Source organism: Bartonella sp. AC535YNZD, from assembly GCF_042196625.1.
In the GTDB taxonomy this organism is placed as follows: domain Bacteria; phylum Pseudomonadota; class Alphaproteobacteria; order Rhizobiales; family Rhizobiaceae; genus Bartonella.
Genome location: NZ_JBHIQP010000008.1, coordinates 1 through 14,226, shown reverse-complemented (window position 1 = coordinate 14,226; position 14,226 = coordinate 1). Strand labels below are relative to the sequence as shown.

At 40.1% G+C, this 14,226-nt stretch carries 22 protein-coding genes; 6 read left to right on the top strand and 16 right to left on the bottom strand.

Annotation, left to right across the window (positions count from 1 at the left end):
- Positions 1–6 precede the first annotated feature (6 nt).
- From ACFIM8_RS05965 to ACFIM8_RS05935, 7 genes are read right to left on the bottom strand one after another with little or no spacing between them, the layout of a single operon-like run.
- Positions 7–375 (bottom strand): head decoration protein, encoded by a 369-nt coding sequence (locus tag ACFIM8_RS05965; RefSeq protein WP_375609570.1) that lies wholly within the window; start codon positions 373–375, stop codon positions 7–9.
- Complete coding sequence (locus ACFIM8_RS05960; protein WP_375614631.1) at positions 372–752, bottom strand: hypothetical protein; 381 nt, start codon at positions 750–752, stop codon at positions 372–374. Before ACFIM8_RS05960 ends, ACFIM8_RS05965 begins: the two co-directional genes overlap by 4 nt.
- Positions 635–1,645, bottom strand: coding sequence for a S49 family peptidase (locus ACFIM8_RS05955; RefSeq protein WP_375614630.1), 1,011 nt, complete (start codon positions 1,643–1,645; stop codon positions 635–637). Before ACFIM8_RS05955 ends, ACFIM8_RS05960 begins: the two co-directional genes overlap by 118 nt.
- The gene (locus ACFIM8_RS05950) at positions 1,635–3,179 is read right to left on the bottom strand and encodes a phage portal protein (RefSeq protein WP_375614629.1); all 1,545 of its coding nucleotides are present in this window, start codon (positions 3,177–3,179) and stop codon (positions 1,635–1,637) included. Before ACFIM8_RS05950 ends, ACFIM8_RS05955 begins: the two co-directional genes overlap by 11 nt.
- Positions 3,179–3,427: a phage head-tail joining protein gene (locus tag ACFIM8_RS05945; protein WP_375612364.1), complete on the bottom strand. Its 249-nt coding sequence runs from the start codon at positions 3,425–3,427 to the stop codon at positions 3,179–3,181. The genes ACFIM8_RS05950 and ACFIM8_RS05945 overlap by 1 nt, the downstream gene beginning before the upstream one ends.
- Before the next feature lie 3 nt (positions 3,428–3,430).
- Positions 3,431–5,377: a phage terminase large subunit family protein gene (locus ACFIM8_RS05940; protein ID WP_375614628.1), complete on the bottom strand. Its 1,947-nt coding sequence runs from the start codon at positions 5,375–5,377 to the stop codon at positions 3,431–3,433.
- A complete protein-coding gene (locus ACFIM8_RS05935) occupies positions 5,367–5,936 on the bottom strand; it encodes a hypothetical protein (RefSeq protein WP_375614627.1) in 570 nt (189 codons plus the stop codon). Before ACFIM8_RS05935 ends, ACFIM8_RS05940 begins: the two co-directional genes overlap by 11 nt.
- 84 nt (positions 5,937–6,020) lie before the next feature.
- Here ACFIM8_RS05935 and ACFIM8_RS05930 point away from each other — a divergent pair, with 84 nt between their 5' ends.
- Both ACFIM8_RS05930 and ACFIM8_RS05925 read left to right on the top strand, forming a co-directional pair.
- Positions 6,021–6,287, top strand: coding sequence for a BrnT family toxin (locus tag ACFIM8_RS05930; protein WP_212112989.1), 267 nt, complete (start codon positions 6,021–6,023; stop codon positions 6,285–6,287).
- Entirely contained in the window at positions 6,265–6,570 is a 306-nt protein-coding gene (locus ACFIM8_RS05925) for a BrnA antitoxin family protein (protein ID WP_212112990.1), read from the top strand. The genes ACFIM8_RS05930 and ACFIM8_RS05925 overlap by 23 nt, the downstream gene beginning before the upstream one ends.
- Positions 6,571–6,622: 52 nt before the next feature.
- Here ACFIM8_RS05925 and ACFIM8_RS05920 read toward each other — a convergent pair whose 3' ends face one another.
- From ACFIM8_RS05920 to ACFIM8_RS05900, 5 genes are all read right to left on the bottom strand, one after another.
- Complete coding sequence (locus tag ACFIM8_RS05920) at positions 6,623–6,901, bottom strand: hypothetical protein (RefSeq protein ID WP_375607160.1); 279 nt, start codon at positions 6,899–6,901, stop codon at positions 6,623–6,625.
- Complete coding sequence (locus ACFIM8_RS05915) at positions 6,898–7,629, bottom strand: antA/AntB antirepressor family protein (RefSeq protein WP_375614626.1); 732 nt, start codon at positions 7,627–7,629, stop codon at positions 6,898–6,900. The genes ACFIM8_RS05920 and ACFIM8_RS05915 overlap by 4 nt, the downstream gene beginning before the upstream one ends.
- 571 nt (positions 7,630–8,200) lie before the next feature.
- Entirely contained in the window at positions 8,201–8,731 is a 531-nt protein-coding gene (locus ACFIM8_RS05910; RefSeq protein WP_375614625.1) for an antA/AntB antirepressor family protein, read from the bottom strand.
- Between the two features lie 541 nt (positions 8,732–9,272).
- A complete protein-coding gene (locus ACFIM8_RS05905) occupies positions 9,273–9,851 on the bottom strand; it encodes a hypothetical protein (protein ID WP_375608670.1) in 579 nt (192 codons plus the stop codon).
- A gap of 3 nt (positions 9,852–9,854) precedes the next feature.
- Positions 9,855–10,175, bottom strand: coding sequence for a hypothetical protein (locus tag ACFIM8_RS05900; RefSeq protein ID WP_375607176.1), 321 nt, complete (start codon positions 10,173–10,175; stop codon positions 9,855–9,857).
- 345 nt (positions 10,176–10,520) lie between these two features.
- On the opposite strand from ACFIM8_RS05900, the gene ACFIM8_RS05895 reads away from it, so the two are divergent.
- Together ACFIM8_RS05895 and ACFIM8_RS05890 are read left to right on the top strand one after the other, a co-directional pair.
- Entirely contained in the window at positions 10,521–10,703 is a 183-nt protein-coding gene (locus ACFIM8_RS05895) for a type II toxin-antitoxin system HicA family toxin (RefSeq protein WP_019220217.1), read from the top strand.
- Positions 10,704–10,723: 20 nt separating this feature from the next.
- The gene (locus tag ACFIM8_RS05890; RefSeq protein WP_375607163.1) at positions 10,724–11,146 is read left to right on the top strand and encodes a type II toxin-antitoxin system HicB family antitoxin; all 423 of its coding nucleotides are present in this window, start codon (positions 10,724–10,726) and stop codon (positions 11,144–11,146) included.
- A gap of 2 nt (positions 11,147–11,148) precedes the next feature.
- Here the strand turns inward: ACFIM8_RS05890 and ACFIM8_RS05885 are convergent, their stop codons facing one another.
- Both ACFIM8_RS05885 and ssb read right to left on the bottom strand, forming a co-directional pair.
- Positions 11,149–11,691, bottom strand: a complete 543-nt coding sequence (locus tag ACFIM8_RS05885) for a hypothetical protein (protein ID WP_375607164.1) — start codon at positions 11,689–11,691, stop codon at positions 11,149–11,151.
- Positions 11,692–11,701: 10 nt separating this feature from the next.
- Positions 11,702–12,148: a single-stranded DNA-binding protein gene (ssb, locus tag ACFIM8_RS05880; RefSeq protein ID WP_375607165.1), complete on the bottom strand. Its 447-nt coding sequence runs from the start codon at positions 12,146–12,148 to the stop codon at positions 11,702–11,704.
- Positions 12,149–12,449: 301 nt separating this feature from the next.
- Here ssb and ACFIM8_RS05875 point away from each other — a divergent pair, with 301 nt between their 5' ends.
- Positions 12,450–12,641 carry a hypothetical protein gene (locus ACFIM8_RS05875; RefSeq protein WP_004859817.1) on the top strand — a complete coding sequence of 64 codons (192 nt, stop codon included), beginning with the start codon at positions 12,450–12,452 and terminating at the stop codon, positions 12,639–12,641.
- Between the two features lie 67 nt (positions 12,642–12,708).
- Positions 12,709–13,137 (top strand): type II toxin-antitoxin system HicB family antitoxin, encoded by a 429-nt coding sequence (locus tag ACFIM8_RS05870; protein WP_375607166.1) that lies wholly within the window; start codon positions 12,709–12,711, stop codon positions 13,135–13,137.
- A gap of 42 nt (positions 13,138–13,179) precedes the next feature.
- Here ACFIM8_RS05870 and ACFIM8_RS05865 read toward each other — a convergent pair whose 3' ends face one another.
- Together ACFIM8_RS05865 and ACFIM8_RS05860 are read right to left on the bottom strand one after the other, a co-directional pair.
- Positions 13,180–13,728, bottom strand: a complete 549-nt coding sequence (locus ACFIM8_RS05865) for an antA/AntB antirepressor family protein (RefSeq protein WP_375607167.1) — start codon at positions 13,726–13,728, stop codon at positions 13,180–13,182.
- Between the two features lie 237 nt (positions 13,729–13,965).
- The coding region (locus tag ACFIM8_RS05860) for a hypothetical protein (protein WP_375614624.1) at positions 13,966–14,226 on the bottom strand (261 nt) is incomplete at its 5' end.

The window sequence follows — 14,226 nt, the reverse complement described above, 5'->3', positions numbered from 1 at the left end:
ATTCTCCTATCGCAATAAAATATTGTTATGATCTTCGAGAGACTGAATGGCAGCACTTTTTTGTTCATCTGTAATGGCATCTGGCCATAGCAATTCAGAAGCTTTTACAGTGCATAAGCGTGCTGTAATCACGGCACGTTGATCGGCTTGAGAGGCATCAACAGTGGCAAAAGAAATTCCAGCAGGGATTTGGCTGCCATCTGATGCTGCTGGATTAAGGGGGGCATATTTTTCTGATGCTGTAATTTTCCCCATGACAGTTCCTGCTTCAATGAAGGCTCCTGATGCAAAAACCACTTCTTCGTTTGACATATCCGTATCGTAGGGTCCAAGATAAGCGCCATTGCGTACGTCTTCATAAATAATATTATTCATTTTATTGCCCTCCAAGCTGTTTCCCATTTTGTATGAATTTTTGCCTTGCTCGTTCCATCACTGTGAGGGGTATAAGGCGAGACTTTTAAAGACGCGCTTTGAGAGCTAGCAGCCGTCAATACACACTGGCGTGCTTTCTCAACACTCATACCGTTTTGAATAGCTTTTGCTGCGTCAAAAGAAACGCCTAAGTGCTTTGCTTGCCTTTCAAGGGTTGTTAGTGCCTTGCCACGTTTTCTTTCCTTTTCAAGAGCAGCTTTTATGCTTTCTTGTTTATTTTCGTCCTCATCTTCGTCTTCGTCCTCTTCCTCGTCATTGATGATGTCGACGATCTTTTCGTCATCCTCTTCTTGGGCGCGGTATTGTGTGCGTGCCATGTGTTTTTTCCTTCTTTTGTTGATGTTGGGTTTTGTGATATGGAATCCGTTAAGGCTTCCAAAGCTTGCGCAAGGGTGCCCTGCGCATCTGCTAATCCAAGCTCTAAAGCTTGGGTGCCTATAAAAGTTTCTGCTTTTGTGTCACGAATTGCGTCCGCACTCAGAGGTCTGTTTTTTGCAACCCAATCGACAAACATTTCGTAGAGCAGGGCGCAATCGGCTTGCATTTTTATTTGTGCTGTATCGCTCAAGGGTTCGTGAGGATTGCCATGGGTTTTGTGATCACCTTCAAAAACGAAGGTCCATTTAAGCCCGTGTTGCTCATCTGCACGAGATTGGTCAAGATGGGCGCAAACAACCCCAATCGAGCCTACAACACCGGTGCGTGCAACCCATATTTGAGAAGCCGCACAAGCAATGGCATAAGCTGCAGAACAAGCAAATTCATTGGCATGCGCCCAAATGGGTTTGTTATATTGTTTTGAAAGGGTTTGAAACTCTTCAACCAAATCAAAGATGCCACCGGCTTCTCCACCACCACTGTCAATATCAAGTAAGACGGCATGAACATCAGGCTGTGCCATGGCTTCACGAAAAGAAGCCCTTAACCCTTCATAAGACGTCAATCCCGTTAAAGCTCCAAGCCATGCACCGCGGCGTACAAGCGTGCCATGAACCGGTATTATAGCAACATTGTTTTGCACCACATAGGTTTCTGGTGGTCTTAAAGCTTCTGTACTCCCTTGCGAATAAGCTTCAATGGGAAACTTTTCACTTGCAAAAAGCCGTGGAGCAAGAGCATTGAGAATAATATCAAGCTTTGTGGAGGCAAGCATGTGTGGAACTCCAAAAAGCCGTGATGCCAAAAACGGCATGTCGAGATTATTCACCATTTGTCTGCGCCTTACTGTCTTGGTTGTTTTCATAAGTCTCAGAAGTCTCTGAATCTTCATCACCAATCGCTTGATTTTCACCAGAAGGCGCTGCCATATCCGTGTCAAAAGATAAGCCGCGTGCACGAGCGTCTGTGTGCTCTTCTTGCAGTTCGGCATGAATGCTGTCGATATCAAAGCCGCGCTCGGCAAGCGCCATGCGTCGTGTTTTCAAGCCAGCACGAATTTCTTCTTTTTCTGCCGTGATATCCTTGTTTGGATCAATCATTTCAAGCGGGGGCGCAAAGCTTTCACATTGAAGCCATGGCAAGGAATTTTCTTCCCATCCGGGTAAGTGAACGCGTCCAGAAAGTACTGCCATTTCAACAAAACGTTCCCAAACAATGCGGTTAAACTGAAAGGCAATGATATGTTCACGCCATTGTTTGACATGCCGTCTAAACTGAATGATAGAGGTTCGCACATTGGAAAAATTACCGCGCGTAACGTCTCCAGTCACAACGGCATAAGGCATATTGAGAGCCGAGCAAATTTTTGAAATATTGCGAAATTGGAAAGCCTCATAAGAACCTCCAACCTCAACAGGGTTAGAGAATGTAACCTCTTTATTCTCTCCTAAATAAAGAGATGCACCGGGTGCAATGGCAGGTGCTTCGTATTCTTCTTCAACGTCGTTTTTATCACGATTATCGGATAATTTTGCGACGTTTGGGGAATTGTCCTTGACAAACGCCGCGAAAAGAGCCGCCATCCTTTTTCGATCAAGTTCTGCATCATCATAGGATTCGAGTTGAAAGATCTTTGTCATACAGCGCGTTATTTTGGGAGAACCGCGCAATTGTCCGGCAATCCGGCGTTCTTTGATATGAATGACCATTTCAGTAGGCACACGTATGCGCTCTTGGCTCTTAAAGGCTCTGTTTGCAGGACAATCATCATAGGGATGATGTTCCCAGAAATGATAAGCAACGCGCTTACCACTGGCATCGAATTCAATTCCCATACGAATGTAATTGCCTTCAATTTCAGCAGGTCCATTATAGGTGAGATCCAGCATTTCAGTAGGATAAACTTGTAATTGAAGCGGCACACCAGAGCGCCCATAAAGGTCAACATAATGCAATCTTACAAAGCATTCGCCGGTTAAAAAGACCTCTCGTGCAATGGTTGCTTGCAGCCCATAAAAGCTGGCATCTTCGTCGTAGTCTGCTTCATCAGCCCATTGCCACCATAAGTCTAAAAGCTTTTTCTTTTCTTCTTGAAAACCTTCAATGCGAGGATAAGGTTTAATCCCATCACTGACAGCCGCAGAGACCCATTCTTCAGTCGCAGAACCGTAAAGAGCTTCATTGTCATAAAGCCATCTTGAACGGGCAACAATGGTATCACCGCATTCTTCAATCGCTTTATTGATATGTTTTTTTGCGGGATCAAAACCACCCATGCGACGGCTTTTGCTTGCCGCTTCAAAAGGCGGATTGTGTTGACGAGAAATTGTAAAAAAGCCTGTGAGTTTATTGAAAAAACCAGCCATTAATAGCCTCGTGATATATTAAAATAGAAAACGCGTGAACGCTTGCGCCCTTCAAGGTTGGCTATTTGTATGTTCAGCATCTCAAGCGCTCTGCGAAGTTCCTCAACAGAACGGTTGCTTACTTGCTTATCGCCATGGCGCACCGATTGTGCACCCGAATAAAGAGCTTCTTCAATTTGTTCACGCCGCCTTTTTAAACTTTCCAGTCTGTCAATTTTGCTGTTAATTGGTTCTAAAGTTTCACCCACAAATTACCTCCAATCCCCTCGCATATAAGGATTTATCACTGTTCTGAATGGCTTCTTTTGAGGCTGTGCTGCCTGCGATTTTCTTGGAGAAGGAGAGGGCACATTGTCTGATGTTGGCTGCTCTAAAGCGCCTTCAACTTTAAGTTTTTCCAAACGCTCTTCTAAGATATCGACTTCTCGATTAAGGTTTATTCCTGCCGAAATCAGACCTTGTAAAGCAGCATAAGCATAGACCCTACAGTCCAAGGCTTCGTTTCTTGCCTTTTCACTTTTTTGCCATTCAATACGCTTGAAGCCTTTAAAATATTTGATGACTTTTCTTTCAGCGGTTAGCTGGTCAAAATATTCCAGGTCAAGGCTTTTGTGAAAGTGTGTTGCACCAGCCCCCGTTGCTTCAGGACCCGATTTTTTAAATCGTGCTGTAATGATATCTTTTGCGGCATCAACCCCAACAATATAAAGATTAATCTGTCCTTTATTGTTTCTGCTTGGTCGGCGTGGCCATACCGCACGCCATCCCGCCTGTCCTTTAATACCCCAGATGCGCCGCCCCTCACGCGGGCGTACATAATTATAAACTGCCTGTGTATGTCCACCACCGGTATCAATGCAAGCCGCTGTTATCCTAATCCCTTCTTTATAGCCTGGATGTGGCCAGCGTTTTGCAAGATATTCATCCAATTGGTCCCACACTTCAAAAGAAGAGGGATCACCAAGGATCACTTGATAATCAATATGCCAACTTTCTTCACTACGCCCCCATCCCACCACTTCAAGCTCTAAACGATCATTTTGCACATCAATGCCTGCTGTCAACACGACGGCTTGTTCTGGTGCAAGGGGATACTCTTCGCGTTTTGCATAAAGGCTGTCTGGATCAACAACTTCGCCTGTTCTATCCTCCCATGGCTCTCCAAGTACTGTATTAATAAAAACTTGCAAAAGAGCAGGGTCTTCTTTGGCTCTTAAAAATTCGCGCGCACAATCGCCCCAAGTCAGCCATGGGGAATAAAGCGCTGAAATATGGTAAGAACGCAGACGAGGCTTACTTGACTCCTGTGTTGCGATCCAGCAAGCACCGTTTTCTTCTGCCATTAAGGTGGACTTACGATGTTCGGCATGTTCATGACCACAATGCGCACAAACAAAAACAGCTTTTTCGGGGGCGCCTTTTTGCCACTTGATTTGTGACCAAAAAATCGGTTGTAGCGTACCACACGCATCACAAGGAACATTGTAATATCTCTGGTCACCAAGCATAAAATCCTTGGCGATACGGCTTGTGTCACGGTGTGTCGGCGTGGACAATTTAAAAATTTTACGTTGAATAAAAGCAGAAGTTCGTTTTTCAGCAATTGTTACAGGATCGCCTTCATTATCGACATTCAATGGGTAAGCATCGACTTCATCCAAAACCAAATAGCGAATAGGAGAAGAACGCAATCCAGCAGCACTATTTGCTCCTGTAATCATCAATGTCCCCCCATAAAATTCCTTTGAAAACATTGTATTTCCACTGTCTCTTGCACGAGCAGGAGCAATGCGTTCACTTAAAGCAGGGCTAGCTGAAATCATCGGATCAAGACGAGACTTTGACAGTTTCTTAGCGGTCTCAACGGTCGGCATCACATAAAGGGCAGGTCCTGGACTATGATGAATGGCATAACCACAAAAGTTCAACGCTGCTTCCGACATTCCAATCTGAGCCCCCTTCATCACAACCGTTGTTTCAGTCGGATCATAAACAGAAAGATTATCCATGATCTCTCGTAAATAGGGGGTACGTATAGTCCTCCATAACCCAGGCTCAGCACTCGTAACTGTGCTCAAATAACGATTTTTATCAGCCCACTGGGAAACAGTATAAGGCGGGTCAGGACGGCGTCCTTCATTCGCATAGCAAAAAAAGAGCCCAGCATCAGAGGACGAGGGCGAAGCATCACTTATCATGTTCTGGATTCTCTTCTAAAATGTTGGGATCGTGAAAAGAAACAGGGACGACATTTTCTACTAAAGCTTTGCGCATATGATGATCGATAGCTCCAATAAGGCTCGCAGCATCACATCCCACTTGCGCCGCAATTTCAGTACCAAAGCGATAGGCAAAATTGAGCATTGTATCTCGATGCGCTCTTCCAAAGTTCCATGCTTCTTTTCTCACTTCTTCACGATCAACAGTTGTTTCACGCAATCGTTCAAGTGCAATCTTTTCTTTTGCTAGCGCAACTTGCATTCGCTCCAGTTTAATCTTGTATTCATTGGCACCCTCTGTAGAGACTTGTTTGATCTTTGTTCGCGGTTGGCCATCCGGTGCTAAAAATGGAGCAGGGCGTTTTGTTGGATTCTCATTCCAGATAGCTGTTGCAAGCGCTTCATTAACAGAACCATCTTCAAAAAGAGCCTTATCAAACTTCCCTGTCTTAAGACGAGAAACCACTGCATTAGGAGAAACACGCATCTTTTTGGCAAACGCACGAAGCGATAAACCTTTACGCGTTTTCTTATTCATAGTTGCTCCATTTTGAATGGTTTATACGAATTATTGTACACTTTAATTATTGACAAGGTTTTATTTTTCGTGTACATAAAATATATGAAGATAGTGTGGGATGAACCAAAAAGAGCTTTAAACATTGTTAAACATAAGCTTGACTTTGCTGATGTTATTTACTTTGACTGGGAACATGCTTTTATTGATGCAACCCATTCAAACCGCATGAAGGCTATTGGACATTTTGCGGATGGCACAACAGTTATTGTTTTTGCAAAGCTTGGCAATGAAGCAATATCCATTATCAGCTTTCGTCGAGCTAATAAAAAAGAAAGAGAGGTTTTCAATGACTATCAAAAAAACCTTTGAAGCAGGATGTGATTACGCAAAAGAAGATTGGGACGCTGTGGATTCTCCACCATTGACAGATGAAGAACTTGCACGCTTAAAGCCAGCTAAAGACGTTTTACCAGCCTCCTTTTTTAAGTATGTAACAGAAGAGCGCCGTAAACGTGGGCGTCCCCCCGTTGAATCTCCTAAACAAGCGGTTACTCTCCGCCTCGACCCAAACGTTATTGCCTCTTTTAAAAAACAAGGAAAAGATTGGCGCACACGTATGGGTGAAGTTTTAAAAAAAGCAAGCGGTTGTTAAGATAACCCTCTCCCTATTTTTGAGAACGGGGAGGGGACTTCTGTTTTTGAACTTAAGCAACCTTTTTAATAGGGTTATCGAAATTTGGTTCATAAGTGCGCAACAAAGAATCCATACTATGCGGTAATTCTGAGGCTCCAAAATCTGTAAGAATTGCCAAAATCTTTGTAATATTAGGCACGTCATTTTGAAGTTTTAAAACTAGAACCTTTTCTATTGCATTCATAGTTTGAACTAGAGCACTACAATCTTTGTCGCTCACATTTTCATCATTAGAAAATTGAGATAATGCTATCCATAAATCGCATAAGAAGTTGGTATCTATCTTCATTGTACACCTCCATGAATTTGCTCTCTTAAGCATGCTAATCCTCTGGAGGTAATTTTTGTTGAAGGGAGTACCTTTTCTGTACCATCTGGTCTTTGAATGGTGATAGCAGGGCAATCCATGAAACCTTTCTTGATTTTATCCTGATAAGGTAACAGAGGCGCCCCTGGAGCACGACGATAGACCCAATCATGTTTACGCAAGTAGTCAGTTAAGTCCTTTGGTCGTACTTCAAGCATCTTTGCTGCTTCTATCAAACCGAACAAACCATCAGAACGCTTTAAACCTTCCAAAGCTTTTGCTTTTGGAGTCAATTCGGCAATGACATGATCTTTCTGCTCAATTTGACTTTGTAAGTGATTCAAGACACCCAGTAATGCTTCGGGTTTGGAATAATCAACTTGTGGTGTTGCTACTTGTTTCAAAAGCCGTTCACATTTGATAAAGTATTGACGTGCTTCATGTCCTTTATCATTACGTTCGATCATGGAAAGGTGTTTAGCCATATCTAAGGTGATATGGTATTCTTTAGAAGGACGCCCACCTGAACTTTCGCTCAAAAAAGAGCAAAAGTCATACCCTTCTTTAAATTTACAGTCTTGAATACGTCTGATAATCCAGTCTTTAAAGCTGGTTTTTACTTCTAAAAACGCATGCAAGTCACGTGCATTTACCGTTTGAACAGTTTCTTGATCAATCGTTTGTTCCAATATTGGAATAAGAGTGTTCATGAGAACTCCTTGTAGTTAGAGGTTTTCAATTGACACTCAGTAAAGAGTGCCGGGCGCTGAAAACACGGCTACAAGTCCGTCGTTACACTTTTCCCGTGAGGGTATTGTATAGTGTAACCACACCCGACAAGGTCATTATATGCATGTAGCACATAATGAGTCAAAGTCTTTAAATGCCCAGAAGATTGATTATTTCGGCAATCAATCCGCTTGTAGTTTCTAAGGTGTTTTCAGGCACCTGATTCGATTATTCATATTGTTGCTATATTGTCAAGTGGTAAAAACTTTTTTCTAAAAAATAATCCACTATTGTACAAGGTGTATATTAGTGCACATTAAATTCGTTATTTATCAATGTGTTATATGTACAATGTACAGTCGATTTGAAAATTCTGTCGCTAGCGATAGTTCGCGCTGGCCTGCCCCGCAACGAAGCCAACCCGCTGGGAAGTACCTTTTGCATTGATTTTATTTACTTTTTTATGGAAAAAGAGAGGCATAATTGGCAATTTTCTTTAAATTAACATCCTCTCCACTCTGAAAGTGGAGAAGATGAGATCATATTTTAAACTTAAGCAGCTTTCGTAACAGACCTTGCTAAAACCTGCTTAGCTTCTTTAATGAGAGCTTTATATTTTCTATTCTCTTCATCTACTCTGAAAGCATCAACAAGACGCACATGGATAGGACCTAAAAGATACAAAGCTTTTTCACCAGCATTCATACCCTCCCAGTAACTTGGCAAATCAAAGCGTGTATCATTATCATAATCACCAGATTGACTTTTTAACTTTTTTTCGCACTCAATAAAGTAACGACGAGCCTGTCTACCTTTCTCATTGCGTTCAACCATGGAAAGTTCTTTGGCCATGTCTAGTGTGATATGATATTCTTTACTTATAACATTTTTACGTTTCTCATTTTTGAGAAACGTAAAACCATAATCTTGATTTTCCAAAAATCCATATTCTTTAATACGGCGTACAATCCAATCTGCAAATTTAGAGTTAACTTCTAAGAACATATATAATTCACGTGCGTTAACAGTTTGCACAGTTTCTTGTCCAACAGCTTGTTCTGATATTTTAATTAGAGTGTTCATCTTATTAGTCCTTTGTTTTATAAGTTAAAGTATCCAGGGCTAAAACAACCGAACTAATACAGTCCTTCGTATCTTTAGGTTATCCTTGGACATACACACGAAGACCCTGGACAAAATTTCTTATGATGGGCAACAGATCTTTCGGGATACTGTTGAACCGATTAGTTACGAGGTGTTTTAAGCCTGCCAATCAGACTATAGCTGTTCACAGAAACTGTCAATTATTTTTTGAAAAATCCTAAAAGTATTGACAACCAACAAAGGATGCCGGGTGCTAGAAAACACGGTAGATAGTCCGTCGTTATGCTTTTCCCAAAAGGGTATTGTATAGCATAACTACACCCGACGAGATCATTATATGCGACGAGCATAGAATGAGTCAAAGCCTTCAATGTGCGGAGAAGAGATCGTTCCGGCAATCTATCCGCTATCTATCAAGGTGTTTTCTAGGCACCTGATTTAACGATATATGTTTTTTGTGAATCTTGTCAAGCAATAAGATTTCTGTGTGTAACATATAGATAAAGCGTGAGAACATGATCTATCCTTTCTTATTAGCGGCGTATTCTTGACGTTTAAGTTGTCTCTGTATGTTTTTGATTAGTCTTTCATTGGCTTCTTTTACAATAGCACTTGCAATCTCTGGCTTGGACATCACTTTAGCAATTGAAGGTCCTTCTTGTTTTGCAATGGGGAATTGATCTCCGTCATCTCTTTGAAACACATTCCCTCCCATTTTCAAATCAACGCGCTTTGGAAAACTCCCACCCTTAATAAAACCATGAGGCAAGATTTCTTTCTTTCCAAATAGTGTGTAAGCCACGCCGTGTTTTGTTTCTTTTGCTTTAAAAAATTTAAGAGGTATTGGTGTTCCAGAACCAATGATATCTGTCTCAAGAAACTTTGCTGTCGCCTTTTCTTTAATATAAACACCTTTTCTTATACCCTTTATTTGGGCTGATGAGATGTCAGCAACTTGCTTTTCAGTAAAGCGTTCAACTTGTTTTGCTGCAGTGTTTAGAGCATTACGCAAAGCCCAATTAAGGCGAGGGGCTTGAAGGCTTGTGAAGGTATCTTTTGCCTGTTGAAGATACCATTTTTGGTGGATGATTAACTTCAACTTTTAAGCCTTTTTTGGGGTAGGTGTTGATGGCTTGGAAGTTTTAGGTGTTTTGGGTTGTTCGAGTGGAATTTCCTCAGCTGCTGATTCAGTTGATGTTTGTACGGCTTCTTGTTCTATCTGCTTAATTTGTTCAACTACCTTGTCAGGTTTTATTTTTGTTTTAACATCAACAAAAGGTTTAGCAGCATTTGCACGCTTGAGACGTGCGTAGACTTGATTGGAAATCTCCACAAATGGATTATTGGGAGTTGAAGTTTCAAAACGAACAGTGCTTTTATTATCGCCAACAACACACATTGGCTTGGTGATGATTGCTTTCATCATTGCTCCTTTTGAGTCATAATTAATGACATAATTAGTCAAATATTGATTTTTATTTTGTGAAAAATTAATTAGCCAGAATTAGCAAGAAAACAGGGCTTTCTAGCCACGCTTCAAGTTAACATTTTGCTGAATTTTTGGAGATATTTTTGAATTTTAGACGCAATACAACTACTGCCATGCTGTCATTAAATACGATTTTTTACACTATGTCAACAAAAAAATCATGATCTTGTATTTTTTTTATTTTTTTACCTAAATATGGTGTTTTAAAAGATGTTCTTTATTTTCCTTCAATACAACATTTATGTTGTATTGAAACATTTTAGATGTTATATTATTATAATGAATAGTCAAGAATTGAAAAGATATCTTACAAAGCATGGTTGCAGTTTTACCTCAGGGAAGGGAGGGCATTTGCTTGTAAAGCGTGGTTCTAAAAAGTCCGTTTTACCTATGCATGGTACGCGAAAAGAATTAGGAACAGGATTAGTCCAGAAGATTCTTAAAGATCTTGACCTAAAATAAGCCTGAATATGGAGGTGTAAATGAAATATGCAATCAAATTTATCAAAGATGACAATGATACTCTTCTAGTCGTCTCTAAAGACTTTCAGGAATTTATTACCTATGGTAACGATGAAAAAGAAGCTTTGGAACAGGCTAAAAATGCACTTTTAACAGTCATTATGGGGCGTTTCCAAGATCGTGAATTTATTCCCTTTGGACATCGTGATATTGCCTATCCTTTTGTTGAAGTATCTTCATTGGTGACTTTAAAAATTGCAATACATAACGCTATGATTGAAAAAAACTTACGCAAAGCTGATCTCGTACGTCTTTTAAAACTTCATCCAATACAAATTGACCGATTGTTGGATTTAAACCACGCAACCAAATTAGATGCCTTAGAATCTACTCTCATTGCTCTTGGAAAAGAGATCTCTATTAATATTCAAAATGCTGCTTGAATTTAGCGGTTTTGTGTAAAATGCTTATGAAGCGCATTAAGAACGACACACAGTGAATTAACAAGATATGGTAACGATTGCTCTTCTACAACAATGTATTGTAGTGCGGCATAAAGATTATGCTGTCTATAAAGGCATTGTGCTTCTTTTAGCACCTCTTTCATTGCTTCATAGTAATGAGTAGTTTTTTCAATCCATTGTTTTTTTGCCTCTTCATTTAAAGATGGAGTAAAGTCATCATAAATTGCATTTGGTAAGGCTTTTGCACAGAGGTAATTATTTCTCACTTCAAGATATTTTTGTGCAGCATCATACTGATCTTGATTAATCACACCTTGCAGATAAAGCCGTCCGATATAGGTAGCGGAAAGCGGATTTTTAGCATCTTCTATGGTCAAACCAAATCGCTTGGCACGCATTTCAATTGCCAATTTATCAATCGGTTCACGCGGTATTTTTGCTCGCGAGATACGACCATTGGGTTCTCTGAGACATCCATTAATACGAGGACGTCCACGTTTTGCATGTTTTTTTCTTTTAGCCATATTTTTTCAATCAGAATGGCATGCTATCGTTAAGAGATGTGCCATGATCAGTAGCACCTGAAGCGATAGCATAATTTTGAGAAGTAATGGGTGAAGGGAATGCCGATTGCTCTTTTTTGGCATCAAGCAAATACAACTCGCCTTTGAATTGTGGTAAGACAATCTCTGTTGTGTAACGGTCATGACCATTTTTATCTTGCCATTTACGTGTTTGTAATTTGCCTTCTATGTAAACCTTTGAACCTTTACTGAGATACTGAAGAGCAATTTTTGCTAAATGTGGATTAAAAACCACAATGGAGTGCCATTCTGTCTTCTCTATTTTTTGATTGGTCTTTTTATCTGTATAGGTTTCAGAAGTTGCTATACTAAAATTGACTATTTCAGCTCCAGAATTCATTGTTTTGCTTTCGGGATTAGCACCAAGGCGCCCGATTAACGTCACTTTATTTAGCATATTTGTAGCCCCATTAGATTAGCAATTTATACATAAAAAATCTTAGCATAATTTGCATATTTATGCAATTATTTCAGTTTATTAATAACAGTTTTTTAAGTATTACATTATAATATTATTTGACAAATTATTCATCAAAAAAACATGTCACACAAATGGCACCGCTTTCTTATTACTGCTTTTAACTTTTTAATAAATATCCTTTCATTTAAGAGTCTGTATCAAACTTTTTTGTTCGATTTATTGTTGACCATCGAACCTTTTTGTGCGATATTCATTTTATGCAGAAAGGGGAGGCTAAATGAAACGAGAAGCACTGCTTAGAGAATTACGTAAAGAAGCCAGAAAAAGAGGCATTCATTACAGTGAAGCTCCTGATGCAGGTAAAGGGTCACATTATTTGGTAACTTTTGGAGACAAGACAACCGTTATAAAATCTGGTGAATTGACCCCACTTTACGTGAAAATAATAAAAAAGCAGTTGGGGGTATGAGTTACTCTCTCAACGGCTTTAATTTTTCGTTTCAAAAGCATTTCGATCATGGCGAGGAGACCTAAATATGGAATACACGTATCAAGCAAAACTGGAATCTGATCCAGATGGTGGTTTTATTGTAACCTTTCCAGATGTACCAGAAGCAATAACAGCTGGAGAAAATAGAGCAGAGGCATTAGAGAATGCTGTTGAAGCTTTAGGGTTAGCATTACGGAGCTATCCTATGCGTGGTTTGCCTTTACCAATGCGACAACAGTATAAAGGTCTTGTAGAGGTTACGGTAGATGCATGGAATGCTCTTAAACTTGCAGTGGTAGAAGCCTTTAATGAAGCGAATATCACAAAAACAGAATTGGCACATCGTTTGGGTAAAAAAGAAACAGAAGCAAGACGCATTCTTGATCCCAATTATCCAACGAAGCTTCAAACATTAGAGCAAGCACTGAGTGTTCTTGGCAAGCAAGTTGTTATCACAATCAAAGATGCGGCTTAACTTCCTCCCCACCTTTAAAGATGGGGAGTTATGTTTTTAAATCTAAGCAGCTTTTACAACAGATTTTGCTAAGACCTGTTTTGCTTCTTCAATGAGTGTTTTATACTGTTTGCTTTCTTCTACCAATGTAAAGGCTTTAACAAGATGCATGTGGAGAGGTCCATAAATGTAAACAGCCTTTTTAGTTGGAGACATTTTATCCCAATCTTTTGGGAAATCAAAGCGTGTATCACGGTCATAATCAACAGATTGGCTTTTTAGTTTCTTCTCACACTCAATAAAGTAACGACGTGCTTGACGTCCTTTCTCATTGCGTTCAACCATTGAGAGCTCTTTTGCCATGTCTAGAGTGAGATGATATTCTATTGCTGTAACAGCTCTAGATTTTGCGCTTCCCAATTTTGGGAACCGCAAATCTTGTGTTTTTATGAAGTCTTTACCTTCTTCAAATGTATATTGATTAATACGATCCGTAATCCAAGTAGCGAAACGTTTTCCTATTTCCATGAATGCGTGTAACTCACGCGCATTGACCGTTTGCACAATTTCTTGATCAATAATTTTTTCTGATATTTTAATAAGAGTGTTCATAATATTGGTTCCTTTGTTTTAAAAGTTTAAGTATCCAGGGCTAAAACAACCGAACCAATTCAGTCCTTCACATCTTTAGGTTACCCTTGGACATACATGTGAAGACCCTGGACAAAATTTCTTATGATGGGCAACAGATCTTTCGGGATACTATTGAACCGATTGGTTACAGGTGTTTTAAGCCTGCTTCGTAACCTAATGGCTTTTAAAAATTTGTCAAGTTGTTCCTGATATGAGTTAGCATCTAATCATTGTTTTTTCAGAAGCTTCTGATAGTTTTTTGATCTCTCTGTTGATCTCGTCTATAAGAGGCTCGTAATCGAGAACGCTTTTTGGCAATTTTCCCCCATAAACCCATGCTTTTACTTGCGCTTTGGTACTAAAATCTGCCTTCTCTGGTACGGTGTAGTACTGACCACCGTCAAACTTTTCACACTCTCTTGTGCCGTCTTCATATTCATAGAGGTTGTAAAAATACTCCTCTGCTCCATCTCCCCA